Genomic DNA, 26659 nt, shown 5'->3' on the forward strand with positions numbered 1-26659 from the left:
AAAAATTAGAGGTGATAAAAATGAAAAAACTGCCAATAGGAGTACAAAACTATAAAAAAATAAAAGAAGGAAATTATACATATATAGATAAAACAAAGTATATATTAGATTTAATAAGTTCAGAAGCACCTATTTTTTTATCACGCCCAAGAAGGTTTGGAAAAAGTTTAACGATATCAACACTGTACTATCTGTTTAAAGGGGAAAAAGACTTATTTAAAGGAACATACATATACGACAAATGGGAGTTCAAAGAATATCCAGTAATAAGGATAAACCTTTTAGATGTAGCAACGGATAATGTGGAAAGAATGAAAGAAAGTCTAACAAAGATAATAAAATTAGAAGGAAAGCGAAATGGAATAGAAATAACAGAAACAGACTACAAGTTTGCATTCAATGAACTAATAATAAAACTATCAAAAAAAGAAAGAGTAGTAATATTAGTAGATGAATATGAAAAACCAATATTAGACAATATAAACAACAAAGAAAAAGCAGAAAAGTATAGAGAAATATTGAGAGACTTTTATGTGAGCATAAAATCAAAAGACGAATACATAAAGTTTGTATTCATGACAGGAATAACAAAGTTCACAAAAACAGGAGTATTTTCAGCACTGAACAACTTAAATGATATATCGTTGAATAAAAAATATGCACAGATGTTGGGATACACACAAGAAGAGTTAGAAAGTAACTTTAAAGAGCACATAAAAGAAACAGCAATTGAAATGAATATGGAAGAAAAAGAGTTATTAAAAAACTTAAAGATGTACTACAATGGATTTTCATTTGATGGAGAAAATAGTGTATACAATCCATTTTCAATATTAAGATTTTTTAATGAAATGGAGTTTCAAAACTATTGGTTTGAAAGTGGATCACCATCATTTTTGTATGAATACATAAAAGGGAAGAAGATAAGATATGAAGATTTAGTGAAGTATCCAGTGAGCGAACTCGATTTTTCAACCCGAGAAATAGAAGAAGCAAATGCAAGCATATTCTTTACACAAGCAGGATACTTGACCTTTAAAGGAATAAAAAGATTAGGATTGAGGAAAAAGTACATATTAGACTATCCAAACATAGAAGTAAAAAATAGTTTTTCAAAGATAATATTAGAGGCAAACTATGGAATAAGAGAAACAGAGCAAATAGAAACCACAATATATGAAAGAATATATGAAAAAGACATAGAAGGAATAATAAAAGAAATAAAAAGAATAATAAGTGCAATACCATACAACTTGCATAAAAAGGAAGAAAGTTACTATCATTCATTGATATATACAATATTAGCATCAGCAGGACTAAACGTAACAGCAGAAGAATTAACGAACTTAGGAAGAAGCGATATAGTAATAGAATTTGAAGACGTTATATATATAATGGAAATAAAGATAGACAAAAGTGCAAAAAAAGCCTTAAATCAAATAAAAGAAATGAAGTACTATGAAAAATACAAAGGAAAAGAAATTTATATAATAGGAATAAACATAAACTCAGAAAAAAGGAACATAGACGAATACAAAATAGAAAAGATATAATCCCAGCGGGTGCTGGGATCATTTTTTATAAAATGTATAAAATTAAAACAAAATACAGTAGTATAAGGATAAAATCAAAATAAAAAACATTAAAATTTTCAAAGTTAATATTGAATTAATAACGAAAAAGAAAATATATTTATATATAAAAATTAGATATTTAATAAAATTTCACAAATTTTTCTTCTGAAAATGATTAATAATAACATTATAAAAAATATAAAATTCAAATTCACAAATATTAACATTTAATATAAAATTAATAATATAAAAAAATAAAATAAACGATATAAATTAATCAAAAAAATTATATTTAGGTAAAAATGTTAATTAGTACACTAAAAATAGTTGATTTTTTCTTTTTTTTTTTATATAATGTTTATGTAAAAAAAGAAAAATAATTATTTAATTTATTGTATAAAAATATTTGTGTGTACAAATATAAATATAAATTTAGAGGAGGAACAAAAGTGAAAAAAAGTTTTGTAATTATGATATTTTTGATTTTGTTAATTGTTTTTTTTGTTAGTTCGTGTACTAAAAATATTACTAATTCCGTACAAAAAAATGATAAAGAAATAACCTTAAATGAGTCTTCACATTTAGAATCAGAAACATTTTATACTTTAGATTTTACAAAAATAAAAACTGACTATTATACTAAAAAAGGAATTTTAAAGTTAACAGAATATTATAATAAAAATGGTGAAATTGTTCTTTCAAAGAATTTTATTAATAATAAAATTTTAATAAATAAGTTTAACTTTAAAAATAATTTGTATAAAATATCAAAAGGTATATCAAATTATAAAATTCTACCTGATTTTATAAGCAATAACCAAAATAATATTGTTAAAACAAAAAATACTCAGCCAGTTATTTTTAAAGTAATATCAATATCAATTTATCAATCAACATCTAATAATATAGAAAGTAAAACTTGGACCGATAAAGGGCTAATTTCAAATTCATCAAAAATATTATCAAATTTGATTTCAGCAGCTAATTATGCAGCTGATTTGTTTTTTAAAAAAAGTATTCCTGGTTATATTTTGGGTAGCGCTGCTAATCTATTAATAGATTCAACAGCAAATCAGTATATTGTTTTTACAAAATTTGGATATACAGATTTTAAATCTGGAAAAGGAAAAGTTTTAACTTACTTTAGGGATCCTAACGGTCAAAGAACCGTTTTAGATAAAAAAGCACCACAGTATGTTAGATTTTATTCCGAAATAGCTATTAGAAATTATTATGATTTGTTTAAAGATGAATATATGAATTTAAAAGCTCATTATAAAGATTCAAGTGGTATAGAGTGCACTAAAATGAAATCTTATAAAAACTCAGATATTCAAGTTGCAAAAAACAAAGAATCAAGCACATTTAATAAATATCATAATAATAGTTATTTGAGAAATTATGTAAAGACTAGATATGAAATTGATTTAGCAAATTCAGGAGTAATTGTACAATGAAAAAAATATATATAATATTATTAATAATATTGTTATTATTCATTGTAATCTTTTTTAATTATTATAATAATCAAAACCATTTTTCTAAAGAAATAACTTTTGAAAACATATTTGAATATAAAAATATAGATAACATTACTTTAAAAGATACTTACATAGATGAATCATTTGGCTGTAGTGATATACAGTTTTATTTGAATGAATTTTTTAATAAAGAAAGGCAAGAGAGTATTTTTTTAATTTTAAATTATGATATTTCAAAAAATGAATATTTTTTATCATTAAAATTTTCTGATTTAAGAGATAAAAAAATACTAAATTTTATTTTAGAAGGAAAAAATTTGTATATAAAGAAAAATTTAAAAGATATCTTTTATTTGAATGACTTTGATAAAAATGTTTTTTATTTCAAAACTTCCTATAAAAATATAAACAAACTCGTACTTAAGAATAAATTAATTTTAAAATTAATTTATAATGAAAAAAATAAAAATATAGAATATAAAGCTGTAAAAAATTTTGAATCAAGAAAAAATATTTTTAACTTTGAAGTAAATCATCATTTTCCTTATAATACTAAGAATATTGATGCATACTTTGAATTGAGTAAAGTTTTAATGAAGCTAAAAGATAAAAAAAACATCAAATTAGAAAACGCCATAGCTTATTTTTATAGCTTAATAAAATATAAGAAAGTTTTAGAAAAAAACAAATTTATTTTAAGTAAAGAAGATATGGATAAAATTAATTTATTAATTTTAAATATCAAAGGCGGAAAGTATATTAAAAATTTTAGTCAAATAACTTGGAATAGCTTCTATAAATTTGAAGATTATTTAAATAATTTATTTGATACTGCTTGCAATAAATTAGATAATTTGCTATGCAGCATAGAGGATATAACATATAATTTAATAACTGATCATGAAGGAAAAATTGTTATTAATTTTTTTTGGAAAAAAACGAAAAAAGTCGGTGAATTTGTTTTTACAGTCAAATAATAAGTATTTAAGAAAAAATATATATAGATTTTTTTAAGTGATTCCTGGTAATACAGGAATCATTTTTTGGTTAAATTTATTTCATAAATTAATAAATGCTTTATATTAAAAAAAATTTAACTTATATGATCTATCCTCAAAAAATGATATAATTAATAGTAGATTATAAATTTTTTTATATTTATTTTGATTGGAGGAAAAAATGTTTTTTGATAACATCCCAAAAGAAACTTCAGTAAATAAAATTTCACAACCATCTTTTTTTGAAGGTGGAGAAAATGCTGTTCTTTTAATACATGGTTATACAGGAACTCCACATGATATGAGATATTTAGGTCATATGTTACACAAAGCTGGTTTCACAGTTTCAATACCACGTTTACCTGGTCATGGAACTAATTCTGTTGACTTTCAAAATTCAAATTGGAAAGATTGGTTAAGAAAAGTAACAGATGAATATGTAGATTTAAAGTATAAATATGAAGAAGTATATATTTCTGGATTATCTATGGGAGGAGTTTTAACTTTAATATTAGCTTCAAAATTTAAACCTAAAAAAATAGTATTAGCTGCTCCCGCTATTGAAGCAAAAAATAAAAAAATAAAAATAACTCCTTTTTTAAAATATTTTATAAAAAAAACTGATAGAAAATATAAAGAAGTTCATGAAGACGAAAATTTAAATAAATTAGCAAAGGAATATTGGCATTATAATTGGATAAATAAAGCTGCTGATTTAAGAAAACTCCAAAAAATTTCATTAAAATGTTTATCTGAAGTTGAAGCAGATACATTAACTATTTTATCTAAAACAGATGGTTCTGTACCACTTAATGTTGGAGACATTATAGACGAAAAAATAAACTCTAAAAATAAAAAGAAAATAATTTTAGAAAAAAGCAGTCATGTTCTTGTAAATGATATAAAAAGAGAGTATGTTGCTCAAGAAATAATAAAATGGTTTAAAAATTAATATGGAGGTGAATTTATGGCATTGTCAGAAAAGATTGAAAAAATGTTCAATGAACAAATAAATAAGGAGTTTTATTCAGCTTATTTGTACTTAGCTATGGCATCTTATTTTGAAGAACAAAACTTACCAGGTTTTGCAAATTGGATGAGAATACAGTTTCAAGAAGAAGAAGCACACGCATTTAAATTCTTTGATTATTTAGTTGAAAGAAGCGGACATATAGAGTTAGAAAAAATTGAAAAACCAAAAATAACTTGGAAAAATCCGCTTGATGCTTTTAATGATGTTTATGCTCATGAACAATTTATATCCAAATCAATAAATGAAATTTTTAAAGTTGCAAGAGAAGAAAATGACTATCCAACAGAAACTTTTATTCATTGGTTTATAATGGAACAAGTTGAAGAAGAAAAGAATGCTAAAGAAATATTGGATAGACTATCTATGATTAAAGACAATATTCAACCTCTTTTTATGCTTGATTCAGAACTTGCAAAAAGAGTATTTACACCACCAGTATAAAAAATAAAAATGGGCATAGCCCATTTTTATTTTTGTAATTCAATTAATTTATTTAATACTTCTTTTATATGATTTGAAACTTTTACTTTTTCCCAAACATATTCAATAACTCCATTTGGATTTAAAATTACTGTTGTTCTCATAACTCCATAATATTCTCTTCCATACATCTTTTTCATTTGCCAAACTCCAACTTCATTTAAAACTTCATTTTCAGCACTCAATAAAGTTACCTTTAAATTATGTTTTTCTATAAACTTTATATGTTTTTTAGGTTCATCTGGACTAACTCCAACAACTTCAGCATTTAATTTTTTAAATTCTTCTAATGAATTTGTAAAATCAATTGCTTCTGTCGTACATCCTTTTGTATTATCTTTTGGATAAAAATATAATATTAGCCATTTTCCAATAAAATCATTTGAAGAAATTTCATTAGAATTACTATCTATTAAATTAAAGCTTAATTTATTTCCTATATCATATTTAAAATACTTCATTTAGTTCCTCCATCCATGTTAAAAAATGGCCTATAAATATAAGCCATTTTTTTAATTTTATAATTTTTTTACTTTAAACCACCAATCAAATCCTTCTTCAGAATTATTTCTTCTTTCCATAGCTGTTTCATAATCACTTGCTGGTGGTACAATTACCTTATCACCAATTATTTCATTATTTGGCCAATTTTCAGGCATAGCAACTTTATTTTTATCTGATAATTGTAAAGCTTTTAAAGCTCTTAAAACTTCATCAACACTTCTTCCTACTTCTTGAGGATAATACATAATTAATCTTGTTATTCCTTTATCATCTACAATAAAAACAGCTCTTACTGTATTTGTTCCTTTTCCTGGATGAATCATTCCTAATTTTTTTGCAACATTTCCCATATCGTCAGCTATTACTGGAAAAGGAATCTCTACTTTCATATTATCTTTAATCCATTCAATCCATTTAATATGAGAAAAAACTTGATCAATTGATAATCCTATTAACTCTGTATTTAATTTTTTAAATTCTTCTGATTTTTTTGCAAAACCTATAAATTCTGTTGTACACACTGGTGTAAAATCACCTGGATGACTAAACAATACAAACCATTTTCCTTTATAATCTTCTGGTAAATTTTTAACTCCAAGTGTTGTATTAACTTTTAATTCAGGAAATCTTTCTCCTAATAAAGGCATTGTATTTTCCATTTTAATTCCTCCCTTTAATTTTTATTTTTATTTTATACGATTTAATTACATTTAAATTATATTCCAAACTAAATAAAAAGTCAAGTAACTTTTTAATATAATTTATTTAGTTTTAGTTAATTATATAAAAATATAATGTATCTTTTTTTACTTTAAAAGAAAAAAGTATTTAAGTGTAAAAGTCAAGTAGAAAATGTAAGAAAAAGGCAAAAAAAAACAAAAAGAAGATGATAAATCATTAAAAAAGAGAGAGAAATTTATAAAAAAAGAAAAGAGTCAACCTTTTCGGTTGACTCAAAGAAAAGTGGCGGGACAAAAACCTACTCTTGCACACACGAAGTGTACTACCATCGGCAGATAAAGGCTTAACGGCCAGGTTCGGAATGGATCTGGGTGGTTCCCCTTACCTTATCCTCGTCCCAAATTATTCACTCACTAGTGCATAAGAAAGTTTGTCCAAAGCCTCGGGTTATTAGTACCACTCGACTCAATACATCACTGCACTTACATCTGTGGCCTATCTATGTTCTAGTCTCGAACTACCCTTACCTCATAAATGAGCGGGAAGCCTTATCTTGGAGCCCGTTTCCCGCTTAGATGCTTTCAGCGGTTATCGGTCATGTACTTAGCTACTCAGCTCCTGCCATTTGCCTGACAGCTGATTCACCAGCGGTACACTCACTCCGGTCCTCTCGTACTAAGAGCAACCCTCCTCAAGCTTCCTACGCCCGCAGCAGATAGGGACCGAACTGTCTTACGACGTTCTGAACCCAGCTCACGTACCGCTTTAATGGGCGAACAGCCCAACCCTTGGGACCGACTTCAGCCCCAGGATGCGATGAGCCGACATCGAGGTGCCAAACAACGCCGTCGATATGAACTCTCGAGCGTCATTAGCCTGTTATCCCCAGGGTAACTTTTATCCGTTGATCGACCGCGCTTCCACTCGCCTCGGCCGGGTCACTAGGACCATGTTTCCATTCTGCTCGACCTGTCAGTCTCGCAGTCAAGCCGGCTTTTGCCCTTGCACTCACCGGTGGATTTCCAACCCACCTGAGCCGACCTTCGTACGCCTCCGTTACTCTTTAGGAGGCAACCGCCCCAGTCAAACTGCCCACCTAACGCTGTCCGGCTCATGCTCTTCACATTCCACCGTTAGTAAATCATTATAATGAGGGTGGTATCCCAACGTCGGCTCTAGAAAACCTTGCGATCTTCCTTCTTCGCCTCCCACCTATCCTGTACACATTATAACCATTTACAACGTCAGGCTACAGTAAAACTCCATGGGGTCTTTCCGTCTAACTGCGGGTTGTGGGCATCTTCACCCACTCTGTAATTTCGCCGGATCCTCTGTTGAGACAGCTCCCAGATCGTTACGCCATTCATGCAGGTCGGAACTTACCCGACAAGGAATTTCGCTACCTTAGGACCGTTATAGTTACGGCCGCCGTTTACCGGGGCTTCGTTTCGTAGCTCTCACCACTCCACTTAACCTTCCGGCACTGGGCAGGCGTCAGTCCATATACTTCCACTTTTTGTGTTCGCATAGACCTGTGTTTTTGGTAAACAGTCGCCTGGGACTTTCCACTTCGACTCTCAATCGCATTTTGCAACACCATCAAGAGCACCCCTTCTCCCGAAGTTACGGGGCTATTTTGCCTAGTTCCTTAACAGAGGTTATTCCGCTCCCCTTAGTTTTCTCAACCCGTCTACCTGTGTCGGTTTACGGAACGGTCAGTATTTCTCTCAAGCAATATACGAGGCTTTTCTTGGCAGTGTGACTCCTCCCCGTTAGACTTACGTCCTTCCCTTCACAGCTTTTCCTCCACAAGCGGTTTTCCCTACTCGTTTCTTCGGCTTTACTGCTTAGAAGACCTTGCAACTTGGTCTCGGTGATTCACCTCCTGCGTCCCCCCTTATATCTCGTTCATACTGGTACAGGACTCTTTACCTGTTTCCCATCGATTACCCCTTTCGGGTTCACCTTAGGCTCCGACTTACCCTGGGTGGACGACCCTTCCCCAGGTACCCTTAGACTTTCGGGGTGAATGATTCTCACATTCATTTCGCTACTCATGCCCGCATCCGCTCTTGTGTCTCGTCCAGCAAACCTTCCAGTTTACCTTCTCCCTACTACACAATGCTCTCCTACCAATTGGATTACTCCAATTCCGCAGCTTCGGTGTATGGCTTTAGCTCCGTTACATTTTCGGCGCATTGTTCTTCAACCAGTGAGCTGTTACGCACTCTTTAAAGGGTGGCTGCTTCTAAGCCAACCTCCTGGCTGTCTTCAGAACTTCACTACCTTTCACACTTAGCCATTTCTTCGGAACCTTAGCTGGCGGTCTGGGCTGTTTCCCTTTCGACCACGGAGCTTATCCCCCGTAGTCTGTCTCCCGACTATTCAGTATTGGTATTCGGAGTTTGACTGATTTCTGAGGTCGCCCCCATACGTCAATCAGTGCTCTACCCCCAATACTTTCTTTGTCGAGGCCGTGCCTACACACGTTTCGGAGAGAACCAGCTATCACCCAGTTCGATTAGCTTTTCACTGCTATCCACATGTCATCCGAAGATTTTTCACTACCTACCGGTTCGGTCCTCCACTTAGTTTTACCTAACTTTCAACCTGCACATGGATAGATCACTGGGCTTCGGGTCTATCGCATTTGACTTTCGCTCTTTTAAAACTCGGTTTCCCTTCGGCTTCGTCTCTTTCGACTTAACCTCGCCATATACGATAACTCGCGGGCACATTAATCAAAAGGCACACGGTCACTTCCGCTCCCGTTTCCTGTAGGCATACAGTTTCAGGTTCTCTTTCACTCCCCTCACGGGGTCCTTTTCACCTTTCCCTCACGGTACTATTCGCTATCGGTCGACCAGGAGTATTTAGCCTTGGAGAGTGGTCTCCCCTGATTCACGCAGGATTCCTCGTGTCCCACGCTACTTGGGATCAGCTTCGATTAGTTTACGAGTTTTCGTCTACAGGACTTTCACCTTCTTTGGTTTATCTTCCCATATACTTCGACTTCCTCTTTACCTATTCCCTCTATTTACAGTTCGAGTTAAGCTGTCCCTCTACCCCAAATTGACAACGGCTGTACCCTTTTACATCAATTTGGTTTGGGCTTTTCCCTTTTCGCTCGCCACTACTCAGGGAATCTCTTTGATTTCTTTTCCTCCAGCTACTATGATGTTTCACTTCGCTGGGTTCGCCTCCCTTTCGGGTTCTTCCGGGTTTCCCCATTCGGATATCTACGGTTCTTCGATTGCTTGCTTCTCCCCGTAGCTTTTCGCAGCTTGCCACGTCCTTCTTCGCCTCTGGTCGCCTAGGCATCCCCTGTATGCCCTTTTTACTTTGGACTTTCTTTCTTATGCACTTGTCAATGAACTTTGTGATCTGGTGGGCCAGGGAGGATTTGAACCTCCGACCTCACGCTTATCAGGCGTGCGCTCTGACCACCTGAGCTACTAGCCCATCTCACTCAATAATGGATAGAGGTAGTTGTTCTCCTTAGAAAGGAGGTGATCCAGGCGCACCTTCCGGTACACCTACCTTGTTACGACTTCGCCCCCCTCACTAGCTCCACCCTCGATGCATCCGTTCCTTGCGGTTACAGCATCCATCTTCGGGCGTTTCCAACTCGGGTGGCGTGACGGGCGGTGTGTACAAGACCCGAGAACGTATTCACCGCAGTTTGGCTGACCTGCGATTACTAGCGATTCCGGTTTCATGCAGGCAGGTTTCAGCCTGCAATCCGAATTGAGGTACAGTTTGTGAGATTTGCTCCACTTCTCAGCTTCGCTTCCCTCTGTCCGTACCATTGTAGCACGTGTGTCGCCCAGAACATAAGGGGCACGCTTACCTGACGTCATCCCCTCCTTCCTCCGTCTCGTCGACGGCTGTCCCATTAGAGTAGCCCATCTTCACATGCTGGCAACTAATGGCAGGGGTTGCGCTCGTTGCGGGACTTAACCCAACACCTCACGGCACGAGCTGACGACGGCCGTGCACCACCTGTGTGAGACTCCTTTCTTGCGAAAGTTAGTAGTATCTCTACTACCTTATCTCCATGTCAATTCCTGGTAAGGTTCTTCGGTTAGCTTCGAATTAAACCACATGCTCCACCGCTTGTGCGGGTCCCCGTCAATTCCTTTGAGTTTCATCCTTGCGGACGTACTCCCCAGGCGGTTCACTTATCGCGTTTGCTTCAGCACGGAACTTTGACATCCCACACCTAGTGAACATCGTTTACGGCTAGGACTACCCGGGTATCTAATCCGGTTCGCTCCCCTAGCTTTCGAACCTCAGCGTCAGGATTACTCCAGAAAACCGACTTCTCCACTGGCCTTCTTACCAATATCTACGGATTTCACCCCTACTCTGGTAATTCCGTCTTCCTCTAGTATCCTCAAGTTATACAGTTTCAAGCGCTGTTCCACCGTTGAGCAGTGACATTTCACACCTGACTTACATAACCGCCTACGTTCCCTTTACGCCCAGTGATTCCGGGCAACGCTCGCCCCCTACGTCTTACCGCGGCTGCTGGCACGTAGTTAGCCGGGGCTTTTCTTTACATACCTTCCTTGTACTGTCCCCAGTACTTTATATTCTGTAAATTCAGAAGTTTACATCCCGAAGGACTTCTTCCTTCACGCGGCATCGCTGGATCAGACTTCCGTCCATTGTCCAAAATTCCCCACTGCTGCCTCCCGTAGGAGTAGGGTCCGTCTCTCAGTTCCCTTGTGGCCGTTCGTGCTCTCACACCGGCTACCCGTCGTCGGCTTGGTGATCTTTTACTTCACCAACTACCTGATGGGACGCAGGCTCGTCCTTTGGCGCTTCTCTTCCTTTCCTCTCTCGAGCTTATCCGGTTTTACCTACAGTTTCCCATAGCTATCCCAGTCCAAAGGGTTGATTCCTACGCGTTACTCACCCGTTCGCCACTAATACTCTCCACCGAAGTGGATTTCTTCGTTCGACTTGCATGTGTTAGGCGTGCCGCCAGCGTTCACCCTGAGCCAGGATCAAACCCTCCATTCGAATGGTTTGATTCTCACTCTAGTTCTTTCTTACTAGCGTCTTTTCTTTCGAAAAGTTTTATTTTACTACCTCTATCCATTTTTCAATGAGCTTGTTTCTCCTTCGCTTGACTTTCGCTCAGCGACTCAATCATTCTATCACTTTCTCCTTCTTTTGTCAATTGCTTTTCTTTTACTTTTTTGTTTTTTTTATCTTACCCTTTTCCACTTGTTCGTGTGTTTTTGTTTTTTTAATATTCTCTACTATGGATATAGCACCCTTTATATACACAAAATGCCTCAATAAAAATAAATGTAAAAAACAGAAAAATCGATAACTTATGAAAAAACATTAATTGATGAAAAAACAAATACTTATTAAAATATTTCATAAGGTTAAAAGAATTAATATTTGATTAATAAAATATATTTATTATAAAACATCTATAAATTAATCAATATATATTATGGATATGTAAATTTATTTATTTTTTATTTGTAAAATTACATTTTTTTGGTATAATATTTATATAATTGAAAAAAAAGCATGTTAATTTTATATAACTTTAACATATTAAAAACTATAACCTTAAAAATATTTGTGTACACAAACACATATATATTGAAGGAAGTGTGAAAATTGAATTTTATAGTATCAAAGAAAAGAAAAAAAGTGGATATTTTTCTACCTTTGGGTTGTGCTATTATGATAGAAGAACACGGTGAATTTATGGCTCAATGTTAAGTTAAAGCACGTTTTTTAAAAACGTGCTTATTTTTAAAGAAGGAGGAGATTTGATATGAGTAAGTATTATTGGATTTCACTCACAAATGATTGTAACTTTTCTTGTGAGTATTGCTATCAAAAGAAAAAGGCTAAAACTATTATGAATGAATATACAGCTGAAAGAATTATTGATTTATTAAATTTAAATGATTCAATAGAATTAATACACTTTTTTGGTGGAGAGCCTTTTATGAACTTTCCTATTATGAATAAAATTGTAAGTAATTTAAATGTTAACGTAGAAAAGTTTTCAATAACAACAAATTTGAGTCTTTTAAATAATGATTACATTAATTTTTTAGAAAATTATAACTTTAATTTACTTTTGAGTATAGATGGGAATAAACAATCACATAATATGGGTAGAAAAACTTTAACCAATAAAGATACATTTGATAACGTTTTTAAAAATTTGAAAATTCTTTCTAAATCTAATATTTCTAAAAATATTTCTATAGCAAAAACTTTAACTATTAAAAATTATAAAAATCTATACGATGATTTTTTATTTTTTAATAATTTAGGCTTCAATACTAATGTAAATGTAGATATGAATTTAAAAGAATCAAAAGAATCATTTGATATTGAAATATTAAAAGAAAACATAAAAAAAATAATTTCTTTTGTTATGAATAACGATTGTATTGATTTTTGGAATATAAAAGAATATATAAATGTTTATAATAACTTTAAACTAGGAAAAAAATATAAAAATACTTTGAGCAGTTGTACAAATAAGGAAAACTCAATAATTTCAATATCCGAAAATGGAAATTTGTATCCTTGTCATTTTCTATACGAGTATGATAATCAAGGATACTTTCCTCAAAATATTTTTTCTTTTAATAATATTAAAGATATCGAAAGCACTTTTAAAGAATCCTTTATAAAAAATTATTACTTCAAAAATCTTTCTGAGTATGAAATTTTAAAAATTGTTGAATCTGAAATAAATTCAAAAAATTGTAATTATTGTAAGTATATAGATTTTTGTTCTGATAAAATAGTTGATTCAGCTAAAGAAAGTTGTTTTTATAAAAGATATAATTTGAGAAATAATTATAATTCAATTGAAAAAAACACATTATGTTTTCAAAAATTATTTTTTGATTCAATTTCCGAATTATTAAAAGAAGGTGAAAAAAATTTATACAACTGTTTATAGTGATAATATAAGTCTTGATATTTCAATCATTAATTATTTTAAAGCCAATGATATTCAATTTATTTATAGAAATAATTGTTTTTTTTTAAGAGAAAATGATTTTAAAAAGTACTCTAAAATAAATTATGAATTTGATTTACCAGATAATTTAAAATTTATTAAAGATAAGTTAGATGATTGTACCTTAAAAAATTTTAAAAAGAAATCTGATTTTTATATACACAATTATACAAATTTTGATTCCGAATCTATTTTTTATTCACTTACAAACAATTATAAAAGAATTTATTTTAAAAAAAATCCTTTATTGTCTGATTATAAAAAAATAGATGAGTTAAAGATCAAATCTAAATTTGAATTTCCTAAATCAAAATTTTTTTCTGATGGAATATATAAAATAGTTTATTTTAAAGGAAATTTAGTTAGTAATCCAAATTCTATACTAACTAATATTTTTTCTTTTTATGAAGATAAAGATTATGAAAAATATTTTTCTATTATGATGAATTATGAAATTTATTCTAATTATATAATTTATTATTTTATATTTCACTATGGTTATGATGAACTCAACACAAAGAATATAGAAATATATTTAAAAAATTTTTCTGAATTTGTCAATTATAATAAAAAAAATCCTTTAAAAAACTTTAAACACAATGATATGAATAATGCGTTTGAAAAAAAATATTTATCTGAGTATACTAACTCAAAAAATTTAAATAATATAGAATATCTAAAAACTATAACTTTTTGTTCAGGTGATATAAATGAATAAATCAATTAAAATTTTTTTTCATAAGAATAAAAAAAAAGGAGCAATCTTATTATTATTTCTAACTTTTAATTTATTTTCATCATTTTTTATATCAGAAAAAACAAAAATACTTATGAATAAGAATTTTTTAATATCAGAAAACACTTCAATTCTCAAGCTTTTAATTATTATAGTATTTATTTACTTGATTTTACTTTTAACAAATGTCTTTATATCATACATTTCTCATAAACTATTATATTCTGGAATTAAAAATTTAAGAAATTATATGCTTTCTAAAATAATAGACACAAAGTTTGAATACTTTATAAAAAATAAAATTGGAAATATTTGGGGAGATTTTATAAATTCAACTAATAGAGTTTCTTCATTTTATAAATCTTTAATTTTGTTACCAATAAACATAATACAATCAATAGTATATTTTTATATTATTACAAAGTCTAGTTCTAAAATTGGTATATTATTACTATTATTATCTTTACCAATAATTTTATTTTTTACCTTCTTTTTAGGTAAAAAAATAAAATTTCATGAAAATAAAGTTTTAAATATTTATAGAAATCTTTATGGAGAAAGTATAGAAACTTTTTCTGCAATAAAGCAAATAAAACTTCTCAAAACTAAAAAATTTTTTACTGAAAGATTTAATAAAATGCATTCTTTAATGAATGATGAAATAATAAAAACTGCTGTTTATTCGGAAACATGGACAAGTATTTTAAATATATTTATAAATATATTACCCATTTTAATAGTAACAATCACAATTCTTTTAAAAAATGAACCTATTTCTCAAGGAAATATAATTATACTATATACTTTTGTACCTATTTTTATTAATTCTATTAAAGAAATTTATAATTTATATTTATCCTTTTTAGGTATAACTCCTTATATAAAGTCTATGAATGATATTTTAAACTTAGAAAAAGAATATTCTGGAAGCTTAATTTTAAAAAATGTTAATTCTATTGAATTTAAAAATTTTTCTTATAATTATGATAAAAAAAAGATTTACATTCCAGATTTAAAAATAAATAGTTCAGAAAAAGTTATGATTTTAGGAGAAAGTGGTCGAGGAAAAAGCACTCTTTTTAACTGTTTAATAGGTTTATTTAGCTCATATAATGGAGAAATATTAATATCCAACTTGGAAAAAAAACATTATGATATCAATTCTTTAAGAGAAAAGATCATTTTGTTATCTCAAGATAGAGTCATCTTTGAAGGGTCTTTGGAAAAAAATTTGTTTTTTAATGAAGATAATTTTAATAAAAATGATCTCAAAAGAATTTTAAAAATAGTAAAACTAGAAAAATTTTATAAAAATAATAATCGTAATTTAAATAAAGATAAGATCTCTGGTGGAGAAAAAGCTAGAATAAATTTGGCTCAAGCTATTCTAAAAAAACCTGATGTCTTACTTTTAGATGAAGTTTTAAGTTCTCTAGATGAAAAAATGGAAAAAGATATTTTAGAAAATTTAATAAAAGAGTATCCAAATATGTGTATAGTAGTAATATCTCATAGATTAAAAAATTCAAATCTATTTGATAAAGTAATAGATTTAAACAATAAATACGTTTATTAAAAGGTTCTTTCATAAATGAAAGAACCTTTTAATTATATAATAATTTAAATTTATATGTTTCTATTCTTTTTTTAAAAAACTAAAGTCAATTTTTAACTTTAGTTTTCAAAAATTTTATATAAAAACATTTCATCCTCTGACATTATTATCAAATATTTATTATAAATGGTAGTTTTAAATATTTTTTTATCTATTTTTATTTTCTTTGATTCTTCTTCACTTGATTTATTTAAAATTGATATACTATTTTTATATGAAACAAATATATATTCTTCACTAACATTTAAATCTATTATTTGTTCCTTAGAACTTATTGTTTTTAGTTCATTGTTATCTAAATTGTATATATATACATTGTTGTTAAAATCTAAAAGGTATAAAAAATTCTTATACTTTAAAGCCTTTTTCAAATTTATATTAAAATCTTTTATCTTCTTTCCATTTGAATATATTTTTCCAAACTTTGTAACTACATAATTATCTTGTATAAGTTTTATATCTTCTTTATAATCAAATACTTTTTTTACATCATTATTTTCTATATCAAATGAATATAATTCTCCATTTTTTAATGCTACATAAAAATTTTTTTTATTTTGACAATTAATATATGATATTTGATTATCAAATTTTTGATTTTTTTCATTTTTAGAATAATATAGTTCTCCAAAAAAATTGTATGTTATATAATCATTATTTATATATTTTATTTCAATTGGTAGTTTTATTTTTGAATCTATTGATTCTAATTCTTTTAATTCTGAAATAGAAAAAACTTTTATCATATTATTTTGCATAATATAAATTTTATTATTTTGTACATTAAAATCTTTTATTTCAGAATTAATTTTTAATGTATATATTGGATCAGAAGTTTTTGATAAAAATTCAGTTTTTTCTTTGTTTATAATTTTTACATCAGTTATCTTTTTTTCATTCAAAGATGATTTTAAAATATAATTTTCATTTTGATTAGTATAATCTCCATATACAATATCATCACTTGTTGCTATTATCATTTTTTTATTTATTGGCATTTTCAAAAATGTTGTTATTATATCATTTGAAATTTCATGTTCTTGGAATGCTGTTTTTAAAGTTATTGTTTTATCATTAAATCTTTTTATATCTGCATAAAATCTTACTTCATCATTTAAAATAAAATAATACGGCATTTTTGATATCTCTTTTGAAAAACCTGCAAAAGATTTTACATATTTCATATTTGTATTGAATATACCAAAAGGTAAAGTTATTTCTAAATTTTCATTTTCATATTTTAAATCTTTAAATTTGAATAATATCCCATTAGTTAAGAGTATATTTCCATCTGGAATCTTATCAATAGTGTCTCTATACAAAATATTTATATTATCTATTGGAATAATTTCTGTCCCTAATTCTTTTACATTAAATTGAATATTACCATTTTTTATATTTTCTATTTCACCTTTATAAAACGTATTTTTTTCTATTTTTATATTATAATTTTTTGATGAATAATCCTTTTTTGTTTCTTCTTTTATAGTATTTTGTCTTATATTCCAAAATTTTATTACAGATGGATCTGTAATAAAAAATTCTCCTGATGTTGTAACTACTGTTGCTTCATTACTTTCAGCATTGTATTCTTTTACATAACCAGATAAATTATAATTAGATATCAATATTCCCTCCATATCTTTTGAAACATCATCAAAAGATATGTAAACTATATTATCAAGTGGTATTGTTATCTTTCCAGTAAATCTTGATTCTATTTCTGCTTTACCGTCTTTTATTGAAATAACCGTTATCTTTTTTAGTATATTTCCATCTATTGCTTGTATTGTTGCTGAAAAAATATTAATTGAAATCAATAATAAAGCAATAATTATTAATACTTTTTTCATTTTAACACCTCCATTAGCATGAGAAATACTACAAATATCATTTGATAAATAATTGTATCTTCAAATTTATATATATTAAATTTTTCTCCATTGAATTTTTTTAAAATTTTATGAAATACAAAAGCAAAAATAAACATCACATAAGATATTAAAACTTTTTTTAAATCAAATACATAATAATTATAACTCAAAAAGTAAAAAATGAAAAATGAAAAAAACATATATATTTTTAATGGTTTTATTTTAAAGTTTATTTTCATCCCATTTAATAATTTTATAAAATAAAGACCAAATATGAATGCATTTATTTCAAAAATTATTGGAGAATGTATTGCTTTTTTTATAAAATATAATGTTGAAGGATAAATACCGCTCATATTAAATAATAGCAATGCAGTTAAAATAAAAGTATCTAAACTTACTTCTATCTTTTTTTCATTCATTTTTTCCATATGCAAATCTTCTGCTATAAAAAATAAAAATCCTTTTGAAAATAAATGATATATAAAAAAATAAGGAAATAATTCTGGTTTTAAACATATTACAAGTAATGCATAACCCATTTGTGTCATTGTTGAATATGCCAAATATCTTTTAAAATTATTTTGAAAGTATGTAAAAATAGACGATACAATTGTTGCTATTACTGCATAATATACTAACATTCTTTTTATCTTATTATCAAAAGAACCATTAATATAATAAAGTATAAAATATCCAAGCTCAACAACTATACCAGATAAAATAGGCGATATTCCTTTCATAGCTTCAGCATGGGCATCTGGTAACCAGCCTCCCAAAAAAAAGGATCCTGTTTTTATTAAAAGACCCGTCACTATAAAAGTTTGAGCAAAAATAGGCATTGTATAATTTTGTATTTCAATAATATTTAATGTACCAGATACAGAATACCAAATCCCTACCCCTATTAAATAAAAATTTAATGCTACTCCACTCATTATCATGTATTTCAATGATGCCCAAATTCTTTTTTCAGTTCTATCTAAAGGTATTAAAAGAAATACTATCATTGAAATTAATTCAAGATGAACATATAAATTAAAAAAATCTCTACTCATAAAAAAACTATTTATTACACCATTTAAGATTAACCATAAAAATGTAAATTCACTTCCATATTTTTTAATTATTCTTATATAATTTATTAAAGAAAATAAAAATATTGATAATAAAATAACTTTAATTTCATAATTATATAAAAGTTCTATTCCATTTATTGGATTCCATTTTCCAGGTATAATAGTTCCAAATTTTGAAAATATTAAAATATAAAATTCAATTATATAGGAAAATATAGCAAAAATTTTATGTTTTTTATTAAAAATATATGCAAGTATTCCAAAACTTATTGGTAAAAGCGAAGATAATAAAAACATTTTTTTACCTACCTTTATTAATCTTTTTTTCTAATTCATCTATTCTATATGTCTTTAATTTATTAGATAAAATCATAGAAAATACTAAGATTAAAGCTAAATTTGCAAATCCAATTACAACTACTGTAAGTAAAAATGAATGTATAAGTGGATCAGAATATTTTGTAACTCCTTCAGTAATCATTGGAGCTTTTCCTTTATACGCTAAACTTACAAAAAACAATACAACACCACCTTGAAAAACACCTAAATTCATTAATTTTAATATTATATCTTTTTTTAGTATAACACCTGATAGTCCTATAAAACATATAAATATTGAAAATAATTCGTAAGTAAGCACTTTTTTCCCTCCTATTTACAACATTCCTCTATGTTTTATAAATTTATATAAAATTGTCCATGTTCCAGCAAAAACTTCTATACCTATTAAAAAATTTAGAAATATTGCTGATCCTCCACTAAATAAATGACCATAATTTCCAAGTATTGGGAAATTACAAAAGAATTCTCCTCCCCAAATTTTACCAAGCATACCATATATCACTATTATAAGTGGTGTTAAATATTTATATTTTTCTATTTTAGATTTTTTAAATACTCTTTCAATGTCTTCAATTGGTTTAACGAAAGTTACACCTAATAATGCCGTTCCTAAAATAACTCCTGCCGAAAAACCTCCTCCTGTTCCAACATGCCCTGTAACTACTGCATAAAAAGCTAATAAAGCTAATAATTGAAATAAAATAGGAGTTATAATTTCTACAATTCCACTTTCTTTTTCAAATTCAAAATCTTTTACTTCTGGAAGTTTTTTTAAATAATAAGAAACTCCTGTTATTGCTAATGTGAATACAAGGACTTCAAAAAAAGTATCCAGCATTCTATAATCTAAAACTATTGCTGAAACCATATTTTTTGAAGTGTTTTCTAATTTAATTTCTTCTGCAGTATAAACACTAATAGCATTACCTGTTTTTAAATTAATTAATAATAATAAAAATGAAATTAATAGTAATAAAAAAACAATTATCTTTTTCATCCTATATACCTTCTTACTAATTCATTATATAATTTTTCATTTTCTTTTATTTCATTTATATATTCGTTAAAATCTTTTATTAAAAATGCATTTTTTTCATTAAAAATTATTTTGTATCCAGTTTTTTTTACTTCTTCTATATCATCAAATTTTTTTCCTTTATACATCAAATGTTTATATCTTATTACATCTATTACAAAATCTTTTTTTAGTTCATTTATCATTTTTTGTTCTAAATTATTGTATAAAATTCCGTGTGTTGTCTTTAAAGAATTTCCTATTTTTAATATTTTAGTAGGTAAATGAGTTTCTGAAACATGTATACCTTCAATTTTATCTTCAACAACTATTCCACCTATTAAAATATCTCCATTTTTTTTTAATTTGCTTAAAGATTTTTCTGGATCTACTTTTATGTATTCAGCTTCATAACCTCTTTTTTTTAAAAAAGTATCTAGTATATAATATTCAAATCCATACAAATTTCCTTTTTTTATTTCAATTAAATAAGGTGTTTCTACATACAATACTTTCAAAGTTGCTGTTTTCTTTAAAGCTATTAAGTATATAAAAAAAACAAATGCTGATCCTATTGTTATTTCGACTATTGCTACTTCTGGTGCATTCATTATAAAAAATATACCAGATAAAGCTATTCCAAAACTTCCATAAGCTAAAAGAGTATTTATATGTTTTTTTTGAAATAAAATATAAAAAGATATTACAATTAAAATTAAAAATAAAAAATAAATTGTTATTGTCATTTTTCTTTACCACCTATTTTCAAACCACTTTCACTAGCTCCTTGAGCTATTACATGAGAAATAACTGGATTTAAAATTAATGTTAAAATACCTATTAAAAGTAATCTTCCAATTTCTTCTGGATATTTTATTATAAAGGCTATTACAATTGTAAAAAGCCCAACGGTATCTGAAATTCCAACTGCTTGAATTTGAGAAAATATATCTTTCATTGTAAAAAAACCTAAACTTCCAGTTATAAATAAAAAAAGTCCAAATATGATTAAAATATCAGCTATCATCTTTTAAAACCACCTTTTTTAAAAATCTGGTTGTTATCAATATTCCCCATATATTTAATATTAAAACAACTATGATCATATCTAAAAGAATTAATTGTTCACTAATAAAAGTATAGAAAATCATTAAAATTACTATTTTAGTTGAAAATGATGCATATGCTAAAAGTCGGTCCCAACTTGTAGGACCGACTATTAATTTTGTCATTGTTAATATAATTGGTATCATTAATAAAATTTCTAATATATTTTCTATCAAAAGAGTTCACCATCCCATATTCCATCCTTTGAATGAGCTTCTTCATTAGTTCTAGCAACTTTATGTATCAATAATTTATTGTCTTCTTCTTTTAAAAATAAAGTTTTTGGAGTTAAAGTAATACAATTTGCTATTGCTGCTTTTTCAATTTTACTTTTGTTTTTTACATCTAAATAAGATATACCCGAATAATGTTTTCCATATATTAATGGAATAAATTTAAATGTATTTTTATACATTTCAACAACAATACCAACTGCTGAAATAAATATTTCAACTGTACCAACAATTTTCTTATTAAAAAAAACTTTTGTTAAATAAAGAGTTATTAAAACAGAAAAAACTCCAAGTGTTATTGATAAGTCTGAAAAATCACCCATTAAAAGTAACCATATAGAAAATAAGAAAATATATATCATTTCATTATTTCTCCATTTTTTCTGCTATATAATCTGTAACTTCTTCCATTAACTTTTCTATATTATCTGATTCTTTTGAAAATCCAGCAGCTCTAACATGTCCACCACCACCAAAATGTAACGCAACTTCTGAAACATCAAAGTATTTTTTTGATCTCATTGAAGTATGAAAAACATTTTTTTCATGTTCATTAAAAACAATTGCAACTTCAACACCCTTTAATGATCTTAAATCACCTACAAATGGTGGTGTGTTTTTAGGTAATATATTATATTTTTTTAACATATCTAAACTTACATAAGTATAAGCTATTTTTTTATCTTTTTTAAATTTAAGATTTTCTATAACATCTTTAAATAAAAGAACATTTTCTATAGGTTTATTTTCTAATATTGCATTTGTGATGTACGAAATATTTCCACCAAAAGATACTAATTTCGATACATCTTCAAATACTTGTGCATTTGTATTTGAATATTTAAAAAATCCTGTGTCAGTTGCTACACCTAAAAGATTTATTGTTGCTAATTCTTCATCATATTTAACTCCAAGTTTTTGATTTAATTTAAAAACTAATTGTGCTGTTGATGCAGATGTTGCATCTACCCAATTTACATGTCCAAAATTTAAGTTTGTTGCATGATGATCTATAACAACTATTCTTTTATATTCAAATAACTCTTGTATTCTTCCAACTCTATCTGGTGAAGAAGCATCTACTATTATTATTAAATCAGCTGGAGTATTTTTTACACAATCAAAATCTCTTATTTTTTCTTTTAAAATTGGTAATTCTTCTAAATATCCTGGTATTTCATCATCTATTGCCCCAATAACTTTTTTACCATATTTTTCTAATCCCATTACCAATGAACATATAGATGAAACATCATCACCATCTGGCATAATATGACCTGCTACTAATATTGTATCAGCTCTATTGATTTCTTTTATTACTTCGTCTATCATTGATTTACCTCCTAAAACAATTTAATTGATGTTTTTACAACTAATTCAAATTTATCTTTTATTTTGTCTGCAACTTCAATTACTTCTTTATGATTCAATGGTTTTGGTAGTATTCCAGCTGCCATATTTGTAACAGCAGAAAAAGATACAACTTTTATTCCTGTGTGATTTGCAGCTATTACTTCTGGAACCGTAGACATTCCAACTAAATCTGCTCCAAAATTTGCAGCCATCTTTATTTCTGCTGGTGTTTCATATGTTGGTCCAAGCATCCATATATAAGTCCCTTCTTTTATTTCTATACCATTTTCAAAACAGTTAATCTTTATTCTTTCAAACCATTTTTTATCTATTGGTTTCGCCATAGATGGAAATCTTGGCCCAAGTTCTTCATCATTAGGACCTATAAGAGGATTTATAGCAAAATTTATGAAATCAGTATTTGCTACTATATCTCCCGGTTTAAATGTTCTATTGATACCACCAGCTGCATTAGTTAAAATTAATCCTCTTACACCAAGTTCTTTCATTACATATACTGGAAAAATTATTTTACTTAATTTGTGACCTTCATAAGCATGAAATCTTCCTTTTAATGCTATTACAGGAATACCTTCTAAATTTCCTATTATTAACTTTCCTTCATGACCAGAAACCGTTGAATTTGGAAAGTAAGGTATATCTTCATATTTTATTTCTTTTTTATTTTCAATTTTATCTGCAATATAGCCTAATCCAGATCCTAAAATCAAACCAATAATTGGTTTTTCTTCAATTTTTTCTAAAATATATTCTACAGCTTTCTTTACTCTTCCAACCATCTTACTTCCCCCCTATTTAACTATAACATACATTGCATCTTCAAGTAATACTCTTATAGTTTTAGAATTAATTTCTAATTCTATACTTGTTTCATTTTTGCTTTTTACTAAGAAATTTATTCCTGGAAAAAGCCCTAATTTAAAGATTTGTTCTTTTTTTTCATTATTACAAGATATATTTATTATTTCAGATTCTTCTCCAACATTAAGTTCTTCTAATGTTTTTCTAAATACATGTGGCATTTCTTTTTTATATTTTTTTATAAAATCTTTTAGTTTTCTATATTCTATTGGATTTCTCTTTAAAAATATCATCATTGCTTCAAGAGAAACATAAAAATCTTCTGTCATATGATGTTCTACACCACAAGATAATTTATAAGATTGTTCTTTTGAAATATTAAGAATATTTACAAAAAAATCTATTAAGGTTATATATTTTCTATAAACACTTTCGGCTTCTGCTAAACCTTTTTCTGTTAAATCAATATATCCATATTTTTCATGTGAAACATAATCCATATTTTCAAGTCTTTTTATAGCATCAAAAGCTGAAGCGTCCCTAACTTCAAGCATTTTAGATATATCTCTTATTCTTGGGATTTTCCCATCAATATGTAATATATATATTGCTCTTAAATAATTTTCTAAACTCTCAGATATTTTCTTCATAATTTTCTACCTCATCAACAACATCTACAATATATTTTTTTTCACTTTTTAAATCAATAACTTTATCTTCAATTTGAACTATTGGTTGTATATCATTTCCTTTTTGTGAAGCAACAACCGTACCGACTCTAAAATCATTTAATTTTACTATTGTTCCAGGTGGATAGAGTCCAAAAATTTTTATTAAAAGTGTAACTAATTCTGGATCAAACATTTTGTTAGAATTTTGTATTATATGAGAAATTACTCTATAATAATTCCAACTCTTTTTATAAACTCTTTTCGAAGTTAACGCATCAAAAACATCAGAAATAGTTAAAAGTCGTGCAAATAAGCTGATATTTTTTTCTTTCATACCCTCCACATATCCTTTACCATCATATCTTTCATGATGATGAAGAATACCATCTATTAAATCTTCATCCAATATATGGTTTTTTATACAAAGCTCTTTTCCATACACAACATGTTTTTTTATTTCATTAAACTCTTCTGTTGTCAACCTTCTTGGAGCATTTAAGATTTCATATTTAATTTTTGATTTTCCAACATCATGAAGGAGTCCCGCTAAAGTTAAGTTTTTTAATTCTTTTTTATCTAATCCAAATTCAGCTCCTATTAAAGATGCAACCATTCCAACATTTAAACTATGTGTGTATGTATATTCATCGTAATCTTTTAATTTTTTTAAAGGTAAGTATAAAACTTCTTTAAAATTTTTAAGTACACTTTCAGTTATTTCTTCGGACATATCCTCTACTTTTTTATCTATAACCTTATCTTCACTATCTAATTTTTTCCATAAATCTTTCATATCCATATATGATTTTTCTACTTTTTTTTCATCTATTACAGCAACATCTGCTGCTCTATTTTTTAATACTGGAACTGTAAAAATTCCATTTTTTAATAATAAATATTTGTTAGAACTATCAATTATTGTACCTTTTTTTAATTTTAAAGAAGGTATATCAGAAGCAAGAATATATTTCCATGTTTCTAATTTATCAACATCTTTAAATATCATTATCCAATTACCTCTTTAATATAAACACCAGACTTTGGACCAGTTTCAATTATATGTCCATTTAAGTTTATTATAGGGAATACAGCAGCTTTTCCTTTTTTCATAACGACTCCAACTTCATTATTATTAAGTAAAACCTTAGTTCCCGTTGGATATAATCCAGCTATTGAGAAAAAAGTGCTAACATAATATGGATCAAATATTTTCCCAGAATTTTTTAATAAATAACTCATTGCTTCATATGGAGTCTTTTTTATTTCTATGAGTGAATCATAAGCATCACCAATTTGCATAATTCTAATTAATGGACTTATTTTTTCTCCTTTTAATCCCATTAATATTCCATTACCATCATATCTTTCATGATGAGCTATTATAGAATTAACAACTTCTTTAGAAAGTTGCTTTTTTAAATTTTCAAATGCTTTATATCCAGATATTAAATGTGACTTAACATATTTACTCTGTGTTTCTTCATAATCAAAAACGATTCTTTTGTCTATAAAAGCATACCCCATATCATGTATTAAACTCAATTTTAATAGCTGATCTGAAAATATTTTTGGCATTTTCAAATGTATTGATATTATAGAAGATATTATAGAAGTATTTATAGAATGTGATTGTAACGCTTTATCTCCAATCGAATGAAATAAATTCAAAAAAATTTCATCTTTTTCTAAAAATGTACTATAAATATCTTCAACCATATCATTTAATTCAGATGTATCTTCTTGTATTTTAGTTATATCAAGAACTTTATCAAATTGTTCATTCCACGCATTATATTTTTTTGATTCTATAACTGGTGGAATTTCTTTAAACTCTATTTTTATATTACTTTCTTTTTGAAAATCATCTTCATCATAAATATATAATTCATCAACTTTATAGCGTTTTAATCTTTCTATATCTTTTTCAGTAACTACAGTCCCCTGCGTCAAAAGAATTATTGAGTCTTTTGTCAAATTTTCAGCCAAGATTAATCCTGGTTTCAAATTTCTTATCTTTATTTTTTTCATAAATCCACCTCCGGA

At 27.8% G+C, this 26659-nt stretch carries 23 protein-coding genes, 1 tRNA gene and 3 rRNA genes; 8 read left to right on the forward strand and 19 right to left on the reverse strand.

Features of this window, described 5'->3' with window-relative positions; translation table 11 throughout:
* Positions 1 to 20 precede the first annotated feature (20 nt).
* The 5 genes from IGS63_RS11100 (at position 21) to IGS63_RS11120 (ending at position 5527) form a co-directional block, all read left to right on the forward strand.
* Positions 21 to 1553: an ATP-binding protein gene (locus IGS63_RS11100; protein ID WP_190614910.1), complete on the forward strand. Its 1533-nt coding sequence runs from the start codon at positions 21 to 23 to the stop codon at positions 1551 to 1553.
* 470 nt (positions 1554 to 2023) lie between these two features.
* Positions 2024 to 3031 carry a hypothetical protein gene (locus IGS63_RS11105; protein ID WP_190614911.1) on the forward strand — a complete coding sequence of 336 codons (1008 nt, stop codon included), beginning with the start codon at positions 2024 to 2026 and terminating at the stop codon, positions 3029 to 3031.
* Positions 3028 to 4032 (forward strand): hypothetical protein, encoded by a 1005-nt coding sequence (locus tag IGS63_RS11110; protein WP_190614912.1) that lies wholly within the window; start codon positions 3028 to 3030, stop codon positions 4030 to 4032. The genes IGS63_RS11105 and IGS63_RS11110 overlap by 4 nt, the downstream gene beginning before the upstream one ends.
* Before the next feature lie 202 nt (positions 4033 to 4234).
* Positions 4235 to 5005, forward strand: coding sequence for an alpha/beta hydrolase (locus IGS63_RS11115; protein ID WP_190614913.1), 771 nt, complete (start codon positions 4235 to 4237; stop codon positions 5003 to 5005).
* A 15-nt stretch (positions 5006 to 5020) separates the two neighbouring features.
* Positions 5021 to 5527 carry a ferritin gene (locus IGS63_RS11120; protein WP_190614914.1) on the forward strand — a complete coding sequence of 169 codons (507 nt, stop codon included), beginning with the start codon at positions 5021 to 5023 and terminating at the stop codon, positions 5525 to 5527.
* Positions 5528 to 5553: 26 nt separating this feature from the next.
* On the opposite strand, the gene IGS63_RS11125 is transcribed toward IGS63_RS11120, so the two are convergent.
* The 6 genes from IGS63_RS11125 to IGS63_RS11150 form a co-directional block, all read right to left on the reverse strand.
* Positions 5554 to 6027 (reverse strand): peroxiredoxin, encoded by a 474-nt coding sequence (locus tag IGS63_RS11125; RefSeq protein WP_190614915.1) that lies wholly within the window; start codon positions 6025 to 6027, stop codon positions 5554 to 5556.
* Between the two features lie 57 nt (positions 6028 to 6084).
* On the reverse strand, positions 6085 to 6729 hold the full coding sequence (locus tag IGS63_RS11130; protein ID WP_190614916.1) for a peroxiredoxin: 645 nt from the start codon (positions 6727 to 6729) through the stop codon (positions 6085 to 6087).
* 307 nt (positions 6730 to 7036) lie between these two features.
* Positions 7037 to 7151, reverse strand: a 5S ribosomal RNA gene (gene rrf / locus IGS63_RS11135).
* 30 nt (positions 7152 to 7181) lie between these two features.
* A 23S ribosomal RNA gene (locus IGS63_RS11140) occupies positions 7182 to 10099 on the reverse strand.
* 37 nt (positions 10100 to 10136) lie between these two features.
* Positions 10137 to 10213, reverse strand: a tRNA-Ile gene (locus tag IGS63_RS11145).
* Positions 10214 to 10253: 40 nt separating this feature from the next.
* A 16S ribosomal RNA gene (locus tag IGS63_RS11150) occupies positions 10254 to 11779 on the reverse strand.
* Together the 16S, 23S and 5S rRNA genes with 1 tRNA gene alongside form the textbook arrangement of a ribosomal RNA operon.
* A 778-nt stretch (positions 11780 to 12557) precedes the next feature.
* Between IGS63_RS11150 and IGS63_RS11155 the strand changes: the two genes are divergently transcribed.
* Genes IGS63_RS11155 through IGS63_RS11165 form a run of 3 tightly spaced genes read left to right on the forward strand, consistent with a single transcriptional unit; the run spans position 12558 to position 16081 of the window.
* Positions 12558 to 13709 carry a radical SAM protein gene (locus IGS63_RS11155; protein ID WP_190614917.1) on the forward strand — a complete coding sequence of 384 codons (1152 nt, stop codon included), beginning with the start codon at positions 12558 to 12560 and terminating at the stop codon, positions 13707 to 13709.
* On the forward strand, positions 13681 to 14487 hold the full coding sequence (locus IGS63_RS11160; RefSeq protein WP_190614918.1) for a hypothetical protein: 807 nt from the start codon (positions 13681 to 13683) through the stop codon (positions 14485 to 14487). Before IGS63_RS11155 ends, IGS63_RS11160 begins: the two co-directional genes overlap by 29 nt.
* Complete coding sequence (locus IGS63_RS11165) at positions 14480 to 16081, forward strand: ATP-binding cassette domain-containing protein (RefSeq protein ID WP_190614919.1); 1602 nt, start codon at positions 14480 to 14482, stop codon at positions 16079 to 16081. The genes IGS63_RS11160 and IGS63_RS11165 overlap by 8 nt, the downstream gene beginning before the upstream one ends.
* A 98-nt stretch (positions 16082 to 16179) precedes the next feature.
* On the opposite strand, the gene IGS63_RS11170 is transcribed toward IGS63_RS11165, so the two are convergent.
* From IGS63_RS11170 to IGS63_RS11230, 13 genes are read right to left on the reverse strand one after another with little or no spacing between them, the layout of a single operon-like run.
* A complete protein-coding gene (locus IGS63_RS11170; RefSeq protein WP_190614920.1) occupies positions 16180 to 17973 on the reverse strand; it encodes a hypothetical protein in 1794 nt (597 codons plus the stop codon).
* Positions 17970 to 19370 (reverse strand): proton-conducting transporter transmembrane domain-containing protein, encoded by a 1401-nt coding sequence (locus tag IGS63_RS11175; protein ID WP_190614921.1) that lies wholly within the window; start codon positions 19368 to 19370, stop codon positions 17970 to 17972. The genes IGS63_RS11170 and IGS63_RS11175 overlap by 4 nt, the downstream gene beginning before the upstream one ends.
* Before the next feature lie 4 nt (positions 19371 to 19374).
* On the reverse strand, positions 19375 to 19713 hold the full coding sequence (locus IGS63_RS11180; protein WP_190614922.1) for a cation:proton antiporter subunit C: 339 nt from the start codon (positions 19711 to 19713) through the stop codon (positions 19375 to 19377).
* Between the two features lie 15 nt (positions 19714 to 19728).
* Entirely contained in the window at positions 19729 to 20412 is a 684-nt protein-coding gene (locus IGS63_RS11185) for an MnhB domain-containing protein (RefSeq protein WP_190614923.1), read from the reverse strand.
* Positions 20409 to 21176 carry a Na(+)/H(+) antiporter subunit B gene (locus IGS63_RS11190; RefSeq protein WP_190614924.1) on the reverse strand — a complete coding sequence of 256 codons (768 nt, stop codon included), beginning with the start codon at positions 21174 to 21176 and terminating at the stop codon, positions 20409 to 20411. The genes IGS63_RS11185 and IGS63_RS11190 overlap by 4 nt, the downstream gene beginning before the upstream one ends.
* Complete coding sequence (locus IGS63_RS11195; RefSeq protein ID WP_190614925.1) at positions 21173 to 21457, reverse strand: monovalent cation/H(+) antiporter subunit G; 285 nt, start codon at positions 21455 to 21457, stop codon at positions 21173 to 21175. Before IGS63_RS11195 ends, IGS63_RS11190 begins: the two co-directional genes overlap by 4 nt.
* Positions 21447 to 21713 carry an MrpF/PhaF family protein gene (locus IGS63_RS11200; RefSeq protein WP_190614926.1) on the reverse strand — a complete coding sequence of 89 codons (267 nt, stop codon included), beginning with the start codon at positions 21711 to 21713 and terminating at the stop codon, positions 21447 to 21449. The genes IGS63_RS11195 and IGS63_RS11200 overlap by 11 nt, the downstream gene beginning before the upstream one ends.
* Positions 21710 to 22132: a Na+/H+ antiporter subunit E gene (locus tag IGS63_RS11205; protein ID WP_190614927.1), complete on the reverse strand. Its 423-nt coding sequence runs from the start codon at positions 22130 to 22132 to the stop codon at positions 21710 to 21712. The genes IGS63_RS11200 and IGS63_RS11205 overlap by 4 nt, the downstream gene beginning before the upstream one ends.
* Before the next feature lie 4 nt (positions 22133 to 22136).
* Positions 22137 to 23102: a DHH family phosphoesterase gene (locus IGS63_RS11210; protein WP_190614928.1), complete on the reverse strand. Its 966-nt coding sequence runs from the start codon at positions 23100 to 23102 to the stop codon at positions 22137 to 22139.
* 11 nt (positions 23103 to 23113) lie between these two features.
* Entirely contained in the window at positions 23114 to 23923 is an 810-nt protein-coding gene (locus IGS63_RS11215; protein WP_190614929.1) for a purine-nucleoside phosphorylase, read from the reverse strand.
* Between the two features lie 12 nt (positions 23924 to 23935).
* A complete protein-coding gene (locus IGS63_RS11220; protein ID WP_190614930.1) occupies positions 23936 to 24595 on the reverse strand; it encodes a metal-dependent transcriptional regulator in 660 nt (219 codons plus the stop codon).
* Positions 24579 to 25622 (reverse strand): HD-GYP domain-containing protein, encoded by a 1044-nt coding sequence (locus tag IGS63_RS11225; RefSeq protein WP_190614931.1) that lies wholly within the window; start codon positions 25620 to 25622, stop codon positions 24579 to 24581. The genes IGS63_RS11220 and IGS63_RS11225 overlap by 17 nt, the downstream gene beginning before the upstream one ends.
* Positions 25622 to 26644: a cyclic di-GMP phosphodiesterase gene (locus tag IGS63_RS11230; protein WP_190614932.1), complete on the reverse strand. Its 1023-nt coding sequence runs from the start codon at positions 26642 to 26644 to the stop codon at positions 25622 to 25624. The genes IGS63_RS11225 and IGS63_RS11230 overlap by 1 nt, the downstream gene beginning before the upstream one ends.
* Between the last annotated feature and the right edge of the window lie 15 nt (positions 26645 to 26659).

Source organism: Tepiditoga spiralis, assembly GCF_014701195.1.
GTDB classification, from domain to species: Bacteria; Thermotogota; Thermotogae; order Petrotogales; family Petrotogaceae; genus Tepiditoga; species Tepiditoga spiralis.